15 protein-coding genes and 1 riboswitch are annotated in these 14,827 nt (G+C 39.8%); of the genes, 7 read left to right on the forward strand and 8 right to left on the reverse strand.

Annotated elements, in window-relative coordinates:
• Positions 1-122 precede the first annotated feature (122 nt).
• Positions 123-1,040: an Rpn family recombination-promoting nuclease/putative transposase gene (locus JEP36_RS16775; protein ID WP_198630511.1), complete on the forward strand. Its 918-nt coding sequence runs from the start codon at positions 123-125 to the stop codon at positions 1,038-1,040.
• 188 nt (positions 1,041-1,228) lie between these two features.
• Here JEP36_RS16775 and thiH read toward each other — a convergent pair whose 3' ends face one another.
• The 6 genes from thiH to thiC are packed head-to-tail and all read right to left on the reverse strand — an operon-like array spanning position 1,229 to position 6,651.
• Complete coding sequence (gene thiH, locus JEP36_RS16780; protein ID WP_198621052.1) at positions 1,229-2,347, reverse strand: 2-iminoacetate synthase ThiH; 1,119 nt, start codon at positions 2,345-2,347, stop codon at positions 1,229-1,231.
• On the reverse strand, positions 2,347-3,126 hold the full coding sequence (locus JEP36_RS16785; protein ID WP_198621053.1) for a thiazole synthase: 780 nt from the start codon (positions 3,124-3,126) through the stop codon (positions 2,347-2,349). The genes thiH and JEP36_RS16785 overlap by 1 nt, the downstream gene beginning before the upstream one ends.
• Position 3,127: 1 nt before the next feature.
• Positions 3,128-3,328 (reverse strand): sulfur carrier protein ThiS, encoded by a 201-nt coding sequence (gene thiS / locus JEP36_RS16790; RefSeq protein ID WP_109374347.1) that lies wholly within the window; start codon positions 3,326-3,328, stop codon positions 3,128-3,130.
• The gene (locus tag JEP36_RS16795) at positions 3,325-4,074 is read right to left on the reverse strand and encodes a HesA/MoeB/ThiF family protein (RefSeq protein ID WP_198630512.1); all 750 of its coding nucleotides are present in this window, start codon (positions 4,072-4,074) and stop codon (positions 3,325-3,327) included. Before JEP36_RS16795 ends, thiS begins: the two co-directional genes overlap by 4 nt.
• Entirely contained in the window at positions 4,068-4,715 is a 648-nt protein-coding gene (gene thiE, locus JEP36_RS16800; RefSeq protein ID WP_198621055.1) for a thiamine phosphate synthase, read from the reverse strand. Before thiE ends, JEP36_RS16795 begins: the two co-directional genes overlap by 7 nt.
• The gene (gene thiC, locus JEP36_RS16805; RefSeq protein ID WP_196534400.1) at positions 4,699-6,651 is read right to left on the reverse strand and encodes a phosphomethylpyrimidine synthase ThiC; all 1,953 of its coding nucleotides are present in this window, start codon (positions 6,649-6,651) and stop codon (positions 4,699-4,701) included. The genes thiE and thiC overlap by 17 nt, the downstream gene beginning before the upstream one ends.
• Positions 6,652-6,792: 141 nt before the next feature.
• Positions 6,793-6,915: riboswitch (TPP riboswitch) on the reverse strand.
• Between the two features lie 250 nt (positions 6,916-7,165).
• Between thiC and nudC the strand changes: the two genes are divergently transcribed.
• The 6 genes from nudC (at position 7,166) to JEP36_RS16835 (ending at position 11,609) form a co-directional block, all read left to right on the forward strand.
• Positions 7,166-7,951, forward strand: coding sequence for an NAD(+) diphosphatase (gene nudC / locus JEP36_RS16810; RefSeq protein WP_109374356.1), 786 nt, complete (start codon positions 7,166-7,168; stop codon positions 7,949-7,951).
• Positions 7,952-8,039: 88 nt separating this feature from the next.
• The gene (gene hemE / locus JEP36_RS16815) at positions 8,040-9,113 is read left to right on the forward strand and encodes a uroporphyrinogen decarboxylase (protein ID WP_109374351.1); all 1,074 of its coding nucleotides are present in this window, start codon (positions 8,040-8,042) and stop codon (positions 9,111-9,113) included.
• The gene (gene nfi / locus JEP36_RS16820) at positions 9,106-9,774 is read left to right on the forward strand and encodes a deoxyribonuclease V (RefSeq protein WP_198621057.1); all 669 of its coding nucleotides are present in this window, start codon (positions 9,106-9,108) and stop codon (positions 9,772-9,774) included. The genes hemE and nfi overlap by 8 nt, the downstream gene beginning before the upstream one ends.
• 74 nt (positions 9,775-9,848) lie before the next feature.
• Positions 9,849-10,439 (forward strand): YjaG family protein, encoded by a 591-nt coding sequence (locus tag JEP36_RS16825; RefSeq protein WP_023583105.1) that lies wholly within the window; start codon positions 9,849-9,851, stop codon positions 10,437-10,439.
• Between the two features lie 190 nt (positions 10,440-10,629).
• Positions 10,630-10,902: an HU family DNA-binding protein gene (locus JEP36_RS16830; protein WP_004246922.1), complete on the forward strand. Its 273-nt coding sequence runs from the start codon at positions 10,630-10,632 to the stop codon at positions 10,900-10,902.
• 44 nt (positions 10,903-10,946) lie between these two features.
• Positions 10,947-11,609 carry a DUF1481 domain-containing protein gene (locus JEP36_RS16835; RefSeq protein WP_232797662.1) on the forward strand — a complete coding sequence of 221 codons (663 nt, stop codon included), beginning with the start codon at positions 10,947-10,949 and terminating at the stop codon, positions 11,607-11,609.
• A 24-nt stretch (positions 11,610-11,633) separates the two neighbouring features.
• Here the strand turns inward: JEP36_RS16835 and purD are convergent, their stop codons facing one another.
• The gene (gene purD, locus JEP36_RS16840) at positions 11,634-12,923 is read right to left on the reverse strand and encodes a phosphoribosylamine--glycine ligase (protein ID WP_198630513.1); all 1,290 of its coding nucleotides are present in this window, start codon (positions 12,921-12,923) and stop codon (positions 11,634-11,636) included.
• Positions 12,924-12,935: 12 nt separating this feature from the next.
• On the reverse strand, positions 12,936-14,525 hold the full coding sequence (purH, locus tag JEP36_RS16845) for a bifunctional phosphoribosylaminoimidazolecarboxamide formyltransferase/IMP cyclohydrolase (protein ID WP_151436270.1): 1,590 nt from the start codon (positions 14,523-14,525) through the stop codon (positions 12,936-12,938).
• Positions 14,526-14,827 lie beyond the last annotated feature (302 nt).

Consider the following 14,827-nt stretch of genomic DNA (forward strand, 5'->3'; position numbering starts at 1 on the left):
TTACCAATTCAGTTAAGATCAATAAATAACTTATATTTTTCAGATAATTATGATGATTTTTTAGTGATAAAAATTTATTTTTTTCTGTAAGCTGGCAATCCAAATTCAGTATGGAGCTAGTTATGAAAAAGCCTATATCTATATCTTCTTATGATTCTGCATTTAAACGCTTTATGATGAATGTCAGTAATGCGAAAGATTTCTTCTTTGTTCATTTACCAGAGGAATTAAAAAGTCATTGTGATTTTTCGACGTTACAATTACAAAATTCTTCTTTCATCGATATTAAATTACGTTCTCGTATGTCTGATATTTTGTATTTAGTCAAAACAAAAGAGGGTGATATTCCTATTTATTTACTGATAGAGCATCAATCTAGACCAGATAAAATGATAGCTTGGCGCATGATGAATTATGCATTTTCCACTATGAATCAACATTTACAGCAAGGTTATAAATCGTTGCCTCTCGTTGTTCCTATTTTGTTTTATCATGGCAAGAACAAACCTTATCCTTTTCCTGTTAATTGGATGTCATGCTTTCCACTTACTTCACTTGCTAATAAGCTTTATTCTAATAATTTCTCTTTAATTGATTTGACTTCAATTGATGATGATATTTTGCTGACACATAAAAAAGCGGCGGTAATGGAAATTGCAATGAAGTATGTTAATAGTTGTCATGATCTTAATAAGATTGCAATGCTTCTATCAAAAGCAATAAATCAGAAAAACTGCAGAGATGAGGACACGATTATTGTCGTAGAATATTTATTCTCAATTCTGGATGCATCAGACTTTGAATTTGTTATCAATAAAATAGTTGAACAGCTAGATAGCCACAGAGAGGTGATTATGAATATAGCGTGGAGATTAGAAAATAAAGGGTTTGAATTAGGTAAAACGGAAGGTATTGAGATTGGTAAAAAAATAGTACAAATAGAATTAGCTCAAAATTTATTAAAAGAGAATTTTGATCTTTCATTGATCGAAAAAATATCAGGTTTGAGTATGCAAGAACTTGAAGAATTAGCAGTATAAGAATTAAGTTAATTATTTTATATAATATTAAATTAAAAATATCCTAAGACATTATTTATAATCTTTTATTTTTCTTTAATTATTTTAAGTTTATTACATGTTATTTTTATTGAGTTATTTAATAAAAACCGCCTTTATTATTTTTAATTAAATTAATTAAAAGCGGTTTTATATTATTCAAATTTTAATTAACGACCCAAGTAATTATCCCAATCTTTCCATACAGGTTGTAATCCTCGCTCTTTTAATACGTTAATAACATCATTTACATGGCGATTATCATTAGGTGAAAACTGTTCTAGCTCTTCATGACTATCAGAATATCCACCGGGTTGGGTTTTAGATCCTGCGCTAATATTATTAATTGCTAACGGCACTGTGTTATCGCGAAAATAAGGAGATTCTCGTGTTGAAAGTGAAAGCTCAACGTCTGGTGCCAAAATGCGAAAAGCACAGATCAATTGAACTAATTCAGCTTCACTCATTACCGATGCAGGGCTAAGCCCACCAGCGCAAGGACGTAAACGAGGAAAAGAGATAGAGTAACGGCTTTTCCAATAGCGTTTTTGTAAGAACAAGAGATGTTCTGCCACCATATAACAATCGCTACGCCACTGGCTTGAAAGGCCAATCAACGCACCTAAACCAATTTTATCAATTCCTGCTTGCCCTAATCTATCAGGTGTTTGTAGTCGCCAATGGAAATCTTGTTTTTTACCTTTTAGATGATGAAGCTGATAAGTTGGTTCATGATAGGTTTCTTGATAAACCATCACGCCATCAATACCTAGTGTTTTTAATTCTGCATACTCTTCTGTTGCAAGAGGTTGTACTTCCATCATTAATGAACTGAAATTTTCTCGAATAAGAGGGATATATTGGCGAAAATAATCCATACCCACTTTTCTTTGGTGCTCTCCAGTCACTAATAACAAGCTATCAAAACCTAATTGCCTGATGCTATTGCATTCAGCGATGATTTCATTTTCATTTAATGTTTTACGTTTAATGGCATTACTCATTGAAAAACCACAATAAGTACAGTCATTCGCACATAAATTAGAAAGATAAAGCGGCACATACAATCCCACTACATTACCAAAACGTTGTCGAGTGAGTTGCTGAGCACGTTGTGCCATAGGCTCTAAATAATGGCGACCCGCAGGCGAAATTAGCGCCATAAAATCATCAAGTGTAAGGGAATGGCGATTTAATGCGGCTTCAACATCCGCATTGGTTTTACTATTGAGTTTTAATGTAATGTCATCCCAGTCGAGTTGTTGCCAATAATCAGAAAAAGTGTCCATTAGAATGCCCCTAAGTATTGGGTTAATGGACTAGAGGCTTGCGCTTGCATATTCACAGCTGAAGCAGGTGTCGTAAGTCCTGATTGTCGAGCAAGTTCACCAGCATCAAGCGCTGCTTTAAATGCTTGCGCCATTAGAATAGGATTTTTGGCAACAGCAATTGCGGTATTAACTAATACTGCATCAGCACCTAACTCTAAAGCTTCGAGGGCATGACTTGGTGCACCAATACCAGCATCAACAACAACAGGAATTGAGGCTTGTTCAATGATAATTCGTAGGAAATCACGAGTCTGTAAGCCTTGATTTGAGCCAATAGGAGAGCCTAATGGCATTACAGCTGCACAGCCAACTTCTTCTAAACGACGACATAAAACAGGATCAGCACTGCAATAAGGTAAAACAACAAAACCTTCTTTAACGAGGATTTCAGCGGCTTTAAGTGTTTCAATAGGATCAGGTAATAAATATTTAGTGTCAGGATGAATTTCTAATTTTACCCAATGGGTGCCAAAGGCTTCTTTGGCTAAACGAGCCGCAAAAACAGCTTCTTGTGCTGTTTTTGCACCAGATGTATTAGGTAATAATTTTACCCCTAATGATTTAAGTGGTGCGATTAAGTCATCATTACCATTCTTTAAATCCACACGCTTCATTGCCATGGTTACTAATTGGCTACCCGAAGCCTTAATGGCTTCTGTCATTAGCGTTGGTGTTGCAAATTTTCCTGTGCCTGTAAAAAGTCTAGATGTGAATGTTGTATCAGCAATTTTTAACATATCAGCCCCCTGCAATTGCTTGGAAGAGAAGAATAGTATCGCCATCATTAATAAAATGTGTTTCCCAATTTTCACGGGGAACAATGGTTTCATTGACAGCAAGCGCCACACCGATGTGTGGCTGTTCTAACTGAATAAGGAGCTGACAGATAGTGACAGGCATATCCAGAGAATATTGTTCGTCATTTACGGTAATGTTCATGCTACCTCTCGACAAACAGGACATGTTTTTGATGGTGTTAAATGCAAAGTACTCCAATTTTGTTTTCTACCATCAAAAAGGCGAAGTTTCCCACTTAGAGAACAAGGTAAGCCTGAGAGTAATTTGATTGCTTCAAGGGCTTGAAGTGTGCCAATAACCCCAACAACAGGCCCTAATATACCTGCTGTTTTGCAGTTTCTTTGTGGCTCAGTTTCATCAGGATAAAGACAGTGATAGCAACCGTGAATAAAAGGAGGTTCAAATACCATAAGCTGACCACTAAAGCCCACGGCACTGCCACTAATAAGCGGCGTTTGCTGTGCGACACAAGCACGGTTAATCGCTTGACGAGTGAGCATGTTATCGGTGCAATCTAAAACTAAATCGACCTCTTTAACTAATTTAGATAATGAATCATCATTAATACGTTGTTTATAAGAGGTAATTTTTATATCTGGATTTAGTGCAAGTAGAGACTGCTTTGCGATCTCTGATTTGGCATCGGGAATATCTTGAGTGCGATAAAGAATTTGACGCTGTAGATTAGAAACATGTAACTCATCATCATCCACTAAAATAAGCTCACCAATACCTGCACCAGCAAGATAAAGTGATGCGGGAGAGCCTAATCCACCAAGCCCAATAATCAATACCTTTGCTTGTTGAAGCTTGTTTTGACCTTCTAAGCCAATATCTTCTAACATCACTTGTCGGCTATAACGCATAAAATCATTATCATTTAGCATGATGGTTTTCCTTCCACTAATTCTAATAATTTACGAGTCACTTGTTGCCAATCTGGTGCTTTTGTTATTGCACTGACTAAGGCAACGCTCCCCACCCCAGTTGCAACAACATCAGGTACTCTTTCTAGTGAGATCCCACCAATAGCAACAGTTGGAAAATCAGGTGTCTGTTCTACTTGATGTTTGAGTGCCTTCAATCCTTGAGGTTTAGATGGCATATCTTTGGTCGTTGTTGGAAATATATGCCCTAATGCGATGTAAGATGGACGTAATGTTTTCGCTCTTTGTAATTCAACTTCGTCATGAGTGGAAATACCAAGGCGTAATCCTGATTGTTTAATGGCATTAAGATCAGCAATATCGAGATCTTCTTGACCAAGATGAACACCATAAGCGTGATGTTTAATGGCGAGTTGCCAGTAATCGTTGATAAACAGTCTTGCGTGATACTGTTTGCCCAGTTTTATCGCTTCGATGATCTCTTGTTCAACGTCGTCTGGCTGTTTATCTTTTATGCGTAATTGCAGGGTGGTAACGCCTATTTTTAATAGGCGTTCGATCCATTCAACAGAATCAACAACAGGATAAAGCCCAAGCTTTTTTTCTGTTAATGCAAAAGGTGTATTAGAGGATCTGTTCATTTTCAGTCACCTCAACACTGGCGATTTCTGCACTGTGGTATAACTCACTTCCATGCTCTTTAAAGGCTTGAGACATTTGCTCCATACCTGCCGCATAATCGCGTACTTCTTGTGTTATCTTCATTGAGCAGAATTTAGGACCACACATCGAACAGAAATGAGCGACTTTTCCTGAAGCCTGAGGTAGCGTTTCATCGTGATATTGACGTGCAGTTTCAGGATCAAGAGCCAAGTTAAATTGGTCTTCCCATCTAAATTCAAAGCGCGCTTTCGACATTGCATTATCACGAATTTGAGCGCCGGGGTGTCCTTTTGCTAAATCGGCTGCATGAGCGGCGATTTTATAAGTGATAAGACCTTGTTTCACATCTTCTTTATTAGGTAAACCAAGGTGTTCTTTTGGCGTAACATAACAGAGCATTGCGCAACCAAACCAGCCAATCATTGCTGCACCAATACCTGATGTGAAGTGATCGTAACCCGGCGCAATATCTGTAGTGAGAGGGCCTAATGTATAAAATGGTGCTTCATGACAATGTTCCAATTCCTCTGTCATATTGCGGCGGATCATCTGCATTGGAACGTGGCCAGGGCCTTCTATCATGACTTGAACGTCATACTCCCATGCAATTTTTGTCAGTTCACCTAGAGTATGTAATTCAGAAAATTGTGCTTCATCATTGGCATCTTGAATCGAACCCGGTCTTAATCCATCTCCCAGTGAGAGGGAAACGTCATAAGCGGTACAAATTTCACAGATTTCACGGAAATGTTCGTAGAGGAAATTCTCTTTATGATGTGATAAACACCATTTTGCCATTATCGAACCGCCACGAGACACTATGCCCGTTAGGCGTTTTGCTGTCATTGGCACATAACGTAACAATACACCTGCATGAATAGTAAAATAATCAACCCCTTGTTCTGCTTGTTCAAGCAAGGTATCTCGGAACATTTCCCAAGTGAGATCTTCAGCAATACCGTTAACTTTCTCGAGTGCTTGATAAATTGGAACTGTACCAATAGGAACAGGGCTATTACGAATGATCCACTCACGCGTTTCATGAATATAACGGCCCGTTGAGAGATCCATTACGGTATCCGCTCCCCAGCGTGTAGACCAAATTAGCTTTTCAACTTCTTCTTCAATTGAGGAGGTGACCGAAGAGTTCCCGATATTGGCATTCACTTTCACTAAGAAATTACGACCAATAATCATTGGCTCTGATTCTGGGTGATTGATATTGGCAGGAATGATTGCTCGGCCAGCTGCAACTTCTTGGCGTACAAACTCAGGGGTAATATTGTCAGGGAGATGAGCACCAAAGCTAAACCCTGCGTGCTGTTGGCGTAAAACTTCGCTACGAATTCTCTCTCGCCCCATATTTTCACGAATAGCAATAAACTCCATTTCAGGCGTAATAATGCCTTGGCGAGCATAATGCAATTGGGTCACACTTTTGCCATTTAGCGCTTTTTTAGGGCTTGGTTTTAAGGGAAAACGCAGATGCTCTAATCCGGCATCAGAAAGGCGCTGTTGGGTGAAATCCGAACTTAAAAGTGAAAGCGTTTCAGTATCATTGCGCTCATCAATCCAAGGTTGGCGTATTTTTTTTAAGCCAAGGTTAACGTCAAGTTGAGAATCAGGATCACCATAAGGGCCTGATGTGTCATACACTGGTACAGGTTCATTATCTTCAAAAACAGGGGAATCTTTTGATCCTCCTACTAGCGTTTTATCAAGCTGGATCTCACGCATGGGTACTTGAATGTCAGTACGTGAGCCTTCGAGATAAATGCGTTTTGAATTGGGGAAGCTTACGCCTTGAATGGTGCTGATAAACTCTTGAGCAGCATCACGTTGCTCTTTTCGTGGACGCTGTTTGTTGATCGTTGGTGAAATATCTTTAACGGATATAGTTTGATTTTGGGACATAGCATTTCCTAATAAATATCATGCAGGCTATTAGCCTGTCGGGTGAATATTGAGAAAAATGCTTGTCTGGAGGTCGCAGGGAGTATCGACAGATAGGTGTATATAGATGTGTGAAAAATATACGCAATGAAGCTATCAAAAGGTCGAATCACTCTTGTTCCCTTCGCGGGTATTAACCCGATCAGGTTCCGCGGATCCCGAATTAACGGTCTCAGCCTGTGTTTATAATAGCCTTATAAACACTAGGCACTCCGACAAGAAGAAGTCCAGTATATGAAAGATTTTAAAAACTACAAGCCCGATATGGGTTATTTATTTAAATCCTAATATTGTTGTTCCCAACCTTTCATTTGTGAAATTTGAATAATGGTTACACTCAATAACATTAATATAATTTATGTTTTTAGTGAGTGGATGTTAATGAATCATAGAAGACAGAGATAATACATTGAGAGGTTCTTGCTAAAGAGAGTATCCTCTATTCTATATCATTATTTTGGATAGAATGGTCGTTATGCATTTATATACATTAACAGGCTCAGAAAAGGGCTGGTGGACAGTCAGTCTTGGTGGACGAGTGTGGTTACCTAAAGGTGAACTTCCGTTTGGCTTAGCTAAAGATTGGGATCTCATTGGTCAGCACGCCAAAATTGTGGGTGAATGGCAAGGTGAAACAGTTTGGCTTATTCATGGAAAAATGGATAACGACATGTGCTCACCAAGACTTATCGCCTCACAAGATGAAAACTTATTTAAATTAGTCGGTCGTGGTGTGCAACTGGCTGAGTTTTATCGTTCTCACCGTTTTTGTGGTTATTGTGGTTCTAAAATGCGTCATAGTGAGAGTGAATGGGCGTGTTTATGCGATAACTGCCATGAACGTTATTATCCGCAAATTGCCCCTTGCATTATTGTGGGTATTCGCCATGAAGATAAGATCTTATTAGCACATCATGTTAGGCATAAACATTCACCTCTTTACACTGTACTCGCTGGTTTTGTTGAGGTTGGTGAAACATTAGAAGAAGCAGTGGCTCGTGAAGTGTTTGAAGAGAGCAATATTCGTATCCGCAATATTCGCTATGTATCATCTCAGCCTTGGCCGTTTCCTCACTCTTTAATGATGGGATTTTTGGCCGATTATGATGGTGGCGAACTACAACATGATCCTTCTGAATTAATGAGTGCGGGTTGGTATCGTTACGATCAATTACCCCAGATCCCACCACCAGATACTATTGCTCGACGCTTGATAGAAGATACGATAGCGAATATCAGACAAGATAAAGAAAAGAGCTAAATAAAGGCGCTGTCTGCCAACAGTTATTTTTCCAGCATGTTACAATGCATGCTATTTTGCGGCCCTATTACTGTTAATGGAGTTAGTCATGAGTGAGTTGAAAAACGACCGCTATTTACGTGCGCTGTTGCGCCAACCTGTTGATGTCACCCCAGTTTGGATGATGCGTCAGGCAGGCAGATATCTTCCTGAATACAAGGAAACACGGGCACAGGCGGGAGATTTCATCTCATTGTGCAAAAATACAGAATTAGCATGTGAAGTGACATTACAGCCTTTAAGACGCTTCCCTTTAGATGCCGCTATTTTATTTTCTGATATTTTAACTATTCCAGATGCAATGGGGCTAGGTCTTTACTTTGAAACAGGTGAAGGCCCTCGTTTTAAATCACCTATCAACAGCCTTGCTGATATTCAAAAACTGCCTATTCCTGATCCTGAAGATGAACTGGGATATGTGATGAATGCAGTACGTGCCATTCGTCATGCATTACAAGGTAGTGTGCCATTAATTGGTTTTTCAGGAAGCCCTTGGACACTGGCAACCTATATGGTTGAGGGTGGAAGTAGTAAGGCCTTCACAAAAATTAAAAAAATGATGTATTCAGAGCCTCAAGCTCTACATCTATTACTGGATAAACTGGCAGATAGCGTTATTCTGTATCTGAATGCTCAAATTAAAGCGGGCGCACAATCTATCATGATCTTTGATACATGGGGTGGTGTGCTAACAGGGCGTGATTACCAACTCTTCTCATTACACTATATGCATAAGATTGTTGATGGTCTTATCCGTGAATATGATGGAAGAAAAGTACCAGTCACTTTATTTACCAAAGGTGGTGGCCGCTGGCTAGAAGCTATGGCTGCGACAGGTTGCGATGCATTAGGACTTGATTGGACGATTGATATTGAAGATGCACGCCGTCGAGTTGGGGATAAAGTTGCGCTACAAGGTAATATGGATCCTTCTATGCTGTATGCACCACCTGCCAGAATAGAACAAGAAGTCGAAACTATTCTTGCTGGGTTTGGTAAAGGCAACGGTCATGTCTTTAATCTTGGGCACGGTATTCATCAAGATGTTCCACCTGAACATGCTGGTGCATTTATTGATGCGGTTCACCGTTTATCGAAGCCTTATCATCAGGATAATGATTAATACCCAACAATTACGTCAGGAGCAGACAGAAAAAGCTCAACAGATTATTCTAACAGACCAATTCACAGCACCAACTTATATAGCTGGTGCTGATGTTGGTTTTGAAGACGGTGGCGCGGTCACTCGCGCTGCCATCGTGATAATGCATTACCCTTCTTTCGAAATTCTTGAATACCAAATCGCGCGAATTCCTACGACTCTTCCTTATATCCCCGGGTTGCTTTCATTTAGAGAGTGTCCAGCGTTACTCGCTGCTTGGCAATTAATCAAACAGAAGCCTTCTCTTATTTTTGTCGATGGACAAGGTATTGCTCATCCTAGAAGGCTTGGTGTTGCAAGTCATTTTGGTTTATTAGTGGATACACCGACTATTGGCGTGGCAAAAAGTCGCTTATGTGGCATTGATAAAGCAGTTAATGAAGAGGTGGGAAGCCATGAGCCGTTAATGGATAAGAATGAGCAAATAGGGTGGATTTATCGCAGTAAGAAAAAATGTAAACCCCTGTATGTTTCTCCGGGTCATAAAGTGAGTATGGAAGGTGCTTTGCAGTGGGTTGAGCGGTGTATGAAAGGATATCGATTGCCAGAACCAACGCGTTGGGCTGATGGTATTGCTTCAAATAGGCGATTATTTGAGCAGTTGAATAAGAATAAGCTCTAAATGACCGGGAAATATGTGGATATTTTTAATTTTCAGGTAAACTGCGCCTAAGTTAAGAAAATGAGTAATCACGAATGTTGAAGAACCCAATCCATTTACGTTTAGAAAAGCTAGAAGCTTGGCAACACCTGACGTTTATGGCATGCCTGTGTGAGAGAATGTACCCAAATTATCAGGTATTTTGTCGTGAAACAGGTTTTACCGATCCAATGCTTTATCGCCGTATTCTCGATCTGGTTTGGGAAACTTTAACGGTGAAAGATGCAAAGGTTAATTTTGATTCTCAATTAGAGAAATTAGAAGAAGCTATTCCTGATGCATCTCAGTTCGAGATTTATGGTGTCTATCCTGCGATTGATGCCTGTGTTGCACTTAGTGAAATTGTTCACTCTCGTTTAAGCGGTGAATCATTAAGTCACGCTATTGAAGTGAGTAAATTATCAGTAGGGACAGTTGCTTCACTTGAAATGACACAAGCAGAAAGAGAAATGAGTGAAGAAGAGCTTAGATCTCTACCTGCTGTTATTGAAGAATTCGATATCCAATGGGAAATTTACCGTCTACTTGTAGAATGTGAAGAAAGAGATGTCGAACTGATCAAAGGTCTACGTGCAGACCTTCGTGAAGCTGGAATGAGCAATATCGGTATAGAATTAACGCACTAAATCAGAAAAACGTGATTTAGTGCTTGAAAAGCGACGTTTAAAGACTTCACATCACCCCCGTGTATGTTCTACATTGGGTACGAAAAGAAGTGGCTCAGGTGTTTTACTTAATTTATCCTCTTAAAAAGATAAGTTAAGTTTTTTCACCAGATGTTTTTCAAACGATAAAACATACTTTAAGGACTATTTTATGAACAAAGCTGAATTAACCGAATCAGTTGCTGAAAAAGCGGATCTGACAAAAACTCAAGCAAAAGCTGCTATTGAAGCGTTTATCGATTCAGTAACAGGTGCTCTGAAAGAAGGCGATTCTGTACAGTTAGTTGGTTTCGGTACATTCAAGGTGAATCACCGTGCAGAGCGTACTGGTCGTAACCCTCAAACTGGTAAAGAAATTAAAATTGCAGCAGCTAACGTTCCTGCATTTACTGCCGGTAAAGCACTGAAAGACGCAGTAAAATAATTCCTTTGAACGGAATGAACAATAGAGGGGGATTTACTCCCCTTTTGTTGAAACGACAGGGGCTGTTAGCAATAGGATCTGCTTTTTTGCTCAGCGCCTGCTCCTCTACTGTGCAGCTACCTGAATTTTCTGCAACAGGTTATATTGCGGACGAAGGCATTGTGCGATTATGGCGTTTAAATAATACAGCGTCAGAACCTCAAGTGATCATGAGTGTTTATAGCTTTTATAAAAAGCCAGAAACTGTCATCACATTCTATGAGTATCGCCAAAATAAGCTTTGGCAAGTCCGCTCTGAAGTTATCAATCCTACCGAGCCCTCATCTTGGCACCTTCGTTTAAATAAACGTGGTGAAGTTATTTTCATGCAACAAGAAAGCCAGAAGCAAAAACGAGCATTAACAGAAGATGAACGTTTAAGAATGGTGTTTGCTGCAAGTAAAGAGCGTGAAATCAGCGAAGCGCTTACTATTGGGAAAGTAAATTTAGTACAGGGTGTCTGGTATCAAAATACAATGACAACATGTGCTGGCGAGAAGGTGAGTGTTTCATTTGAAGATCCAGAACAACGCTGGTTAAAAACAAGAACACGTAATTCAAGTAAGCCTTCTTATGTTGCTTGGCTTGATTCACCAGAAGGTAAGCAATTACTGATGGTTGCAGAACACGATTTTTGTAAATGGGAACCAACAAAAGAGAGCTTGTGATCACTCCCTTTTGCTGTTGTTAATTTATTTTTTTAAGCGTGCAATCGCTCGATAACCGATATCATGGCGATAAAAACTACCATCCCAATGAATACCTTTCGCTAAAGCATAAGCATTTTTTTGAGCTTGCTCGATATCATCACCTAATGCAGTCACACATAATACTCGCCCGCCAGCAGTGATAACTTCGCCTTTGTCATTGAGTGTTGTTCCAGCTTGAAATACCTTTGCCGTTGTTGACGATGTTGGTGTTAAGCCTTCGATAACATCACCTTGACGATAATCCGCAGGGTAACCGCCTGCTGCAATCACAATCCCTAAAGCTGGGCGAGGATCCCAATGGGAATCTTTATCTTTTAAATTACCTTTTGCTCCGGCTAAACAGAGTTCAACTAAGTCAGATTGCATACGCATCATAATAGGTTGAGTTTCTGGATCACCAAAACGACAGTTAAACTCAATAACTTTAGCAACACCTTGTTTATCAATCATCAGTCCAGCATAAAGGAAACCTTGGTAACGATGACCTTCAGATGCCATTCCCTTTACTGTTGGATAAATGATTTTTTCCATTACTTGCTGGTGGATTTCTGGTGTAATAACAGGTGCAGGTGAATATGCACCCATTCCTCCTGTATTCGGGCCAGTATCTCCATCGCCAACACGTTTATGATCTTGGCTTGTTGCCATTGGAATAACATGTTCACCGTCAACCATGACAATAAAACTAGCTTCTTCGCCATCAAGAAATTCTTCGATAACAATGCGGTGCCCTGCATCACCAAAAACATTGCCAGCCAGCATATCTTTAATGGCAGCTTCAGCCTCAGCTTGTGTCATTGCAACAATAACGCCTTTACCTGCTGCTAAACCATCTGCTTTGATAACAATCGGCGCGCCCACTTTATTGAGGTACTCAAGTGCAGGCGCTATCTCTGTAAAATTTTGATAATCCGCAGTTGGAATTTTATGTCGAGCTAAAAAGTCTTTTGTAAAAGCTTTAGAACCCTCTAATTGAGCGGCTCCTTTTGTTGGACCAAAGATGGTCAGTCCCGCTGCTTTAAAGGCATCAACAACACCAATAACAAGTGGGGCTTCAGGGCCAACAATCGTTAAATCAATATTATTCTCTAGAGCAAAGGCAATTAATGCAGGAATATCCGTTGCACTGATTGCAACGTTTTGTACGCCTTGCTCTAACGCTGTTCCAGCATTACCCGGCGCAACAAAGACTTGTGTAGTAAGCGGTGATTGAACGGCTTTCCAAGCTAAAGCATGCTCACGACCACCATTACCAATAATCAAAATCTTCATATCAATACCTTATTAATGACGGAAGTGGCGCATATTGGTGAAAATCATCGCGATGTTATGTTCATTTGCAGCTGCAATCACTTCATCATCACGAATTGAACCACCAGGTTGAATAACACAAGTCACACCGGCAAGTGCTGCCGCATCAATACCATCTCTAAATGGGAAGAATGCATCTGATGCCATTGCACAACCTGCAACTTCTAAGCCTTCATCAGCGGCTTTAATCCCCGCGATTTTTGCAGAATACACACGGCTCATTTGCCCTGCACCAATACCGACAGTCATATCGTTTTTTGCGTAAACAATGGCATTTGATTTTACAAATTTTGCGACTTTCCAGCAGAAGAGTGCATCTTTAAGTTCACGTTCACTTGGTTGACGTTGAGTAACTACTCTTAAGTTTTCTTCTTTTACCATACCCAAGTCACGATCTTGAACTAATAATCCACCATTAACACGTTTGAAATCTAACGCTGGTTTGGCTTCTTGCCATTGACCACAAGCTAATACACGAACATTTGGTTTTGTTTCTAAAATCGGTAGCGCATCTTCATTAATAGAAGGAGCAATGATCACTTCAACAAACTGGCGTTCGATGATTGCACTTGCTGTTTTTGCATCTAATGGGCGATTGAATGCGATAATACCGCCAAATGCAGAAGTTGGATCGGTTTTAAATGCATTGTCATATGCTTGTGTGAGAGTGTTCGCAATTGCAACTCCACAAGGGTTTGCATGTTTCACAATAACACATGCAGGCTCGGAGAATGATTTCACACATTCTAACGCGGCATCAGTATCAGCGATGTTGTTATAAGAAAGTGCTTTGCCTTGTAATTGGTTTGCAGTGGCAATAGATGCTTCCTCTATATTCTCTTCTATATAGAAAGCTGCTTGCTGATGAGCATTTTCACCATAACGCATATCTTGTTTCTTTATATAGTTCAGATTTAAGGTACGGGGGAAAGTACCTGATGGTTGTGAAGTATCACCATAATAAGGTGCAACCTTCTGACCAAAGTAGTTAGCAATCATTCCGTCGTAAGCAGCTGTATGTTCAAAGGCTTTAATCGCCAAATCAAAGCGTGTGTCTAAAGTAAGACTATTTTCGTGATTATCCATTTCTTCAATCACTCTTTCATAGTCATTACTATTTACTACAATCGTAACGTCTTTATGATTTTTTGCTGCGGAGCGAACCATTGTTGGTCCACCAATATCGATATTCTCCACTGCATCTGCTAATGAGCAATCTGGGCGAGCTACCGTCTTAGCGAAAGGATAAAGATTTACGACGACCATATCGATAGGTCGAATTTCATGTTCTTCCATAATCGCATCGTCTTGTCCACGACGACCTAAAATTCCACCATGTACTTTAGGGTGCAGCGTTTTCACTCTGCCATCCATCATTTCTGGGAAACCTGTGTAATCGGAGACTTCAATAACCGGTAAGCCAGCTTCTGCTAATAGACGTGCGGTTCCACCTGTCGATAAGAGTTCTACTTCTCTTTCAACAAGTGCTTTAGCAAATTCTAAAATACCTGCTTTATCAGACACACTTAAAAGTGCACGGCGGATAGGACGAAGATGTTGCATGAGTTTTATCCCTTGGGGTTGGTATAACGGTAGTAATGGTGAAGTTAAATCACATTAATACAGTGAAATTGTGTTTGCTTAACTAACATTTCAGAAGATGGACACAAAATCAATCTTACTTAATCGGTCATTATAATAACGCAAACGTTTGCGTTTGACATGCTAATTTTATGTAAAAAGACAGCCTGTGGATAAAATTGTTGATAAGTGCGTATAAGTAGGGGTTTTGCTGTGGAATTAAGCAAACGATTTTTTTTCTAAAAAAAACTATTGCCAGCCTCGGAAAACTCCCTATAATGCGT

Origin of the sequence: Proteus sp. PR00208 (genome assembly GCF_016238545.1) — a bacterium.
In the GTDB taxonomy this organism is placed as follows: Bacteria; Pseudomonadota; Gammaproteobacteria; order Enterobacterales; family Enterobacteriaceae; genus Proteus.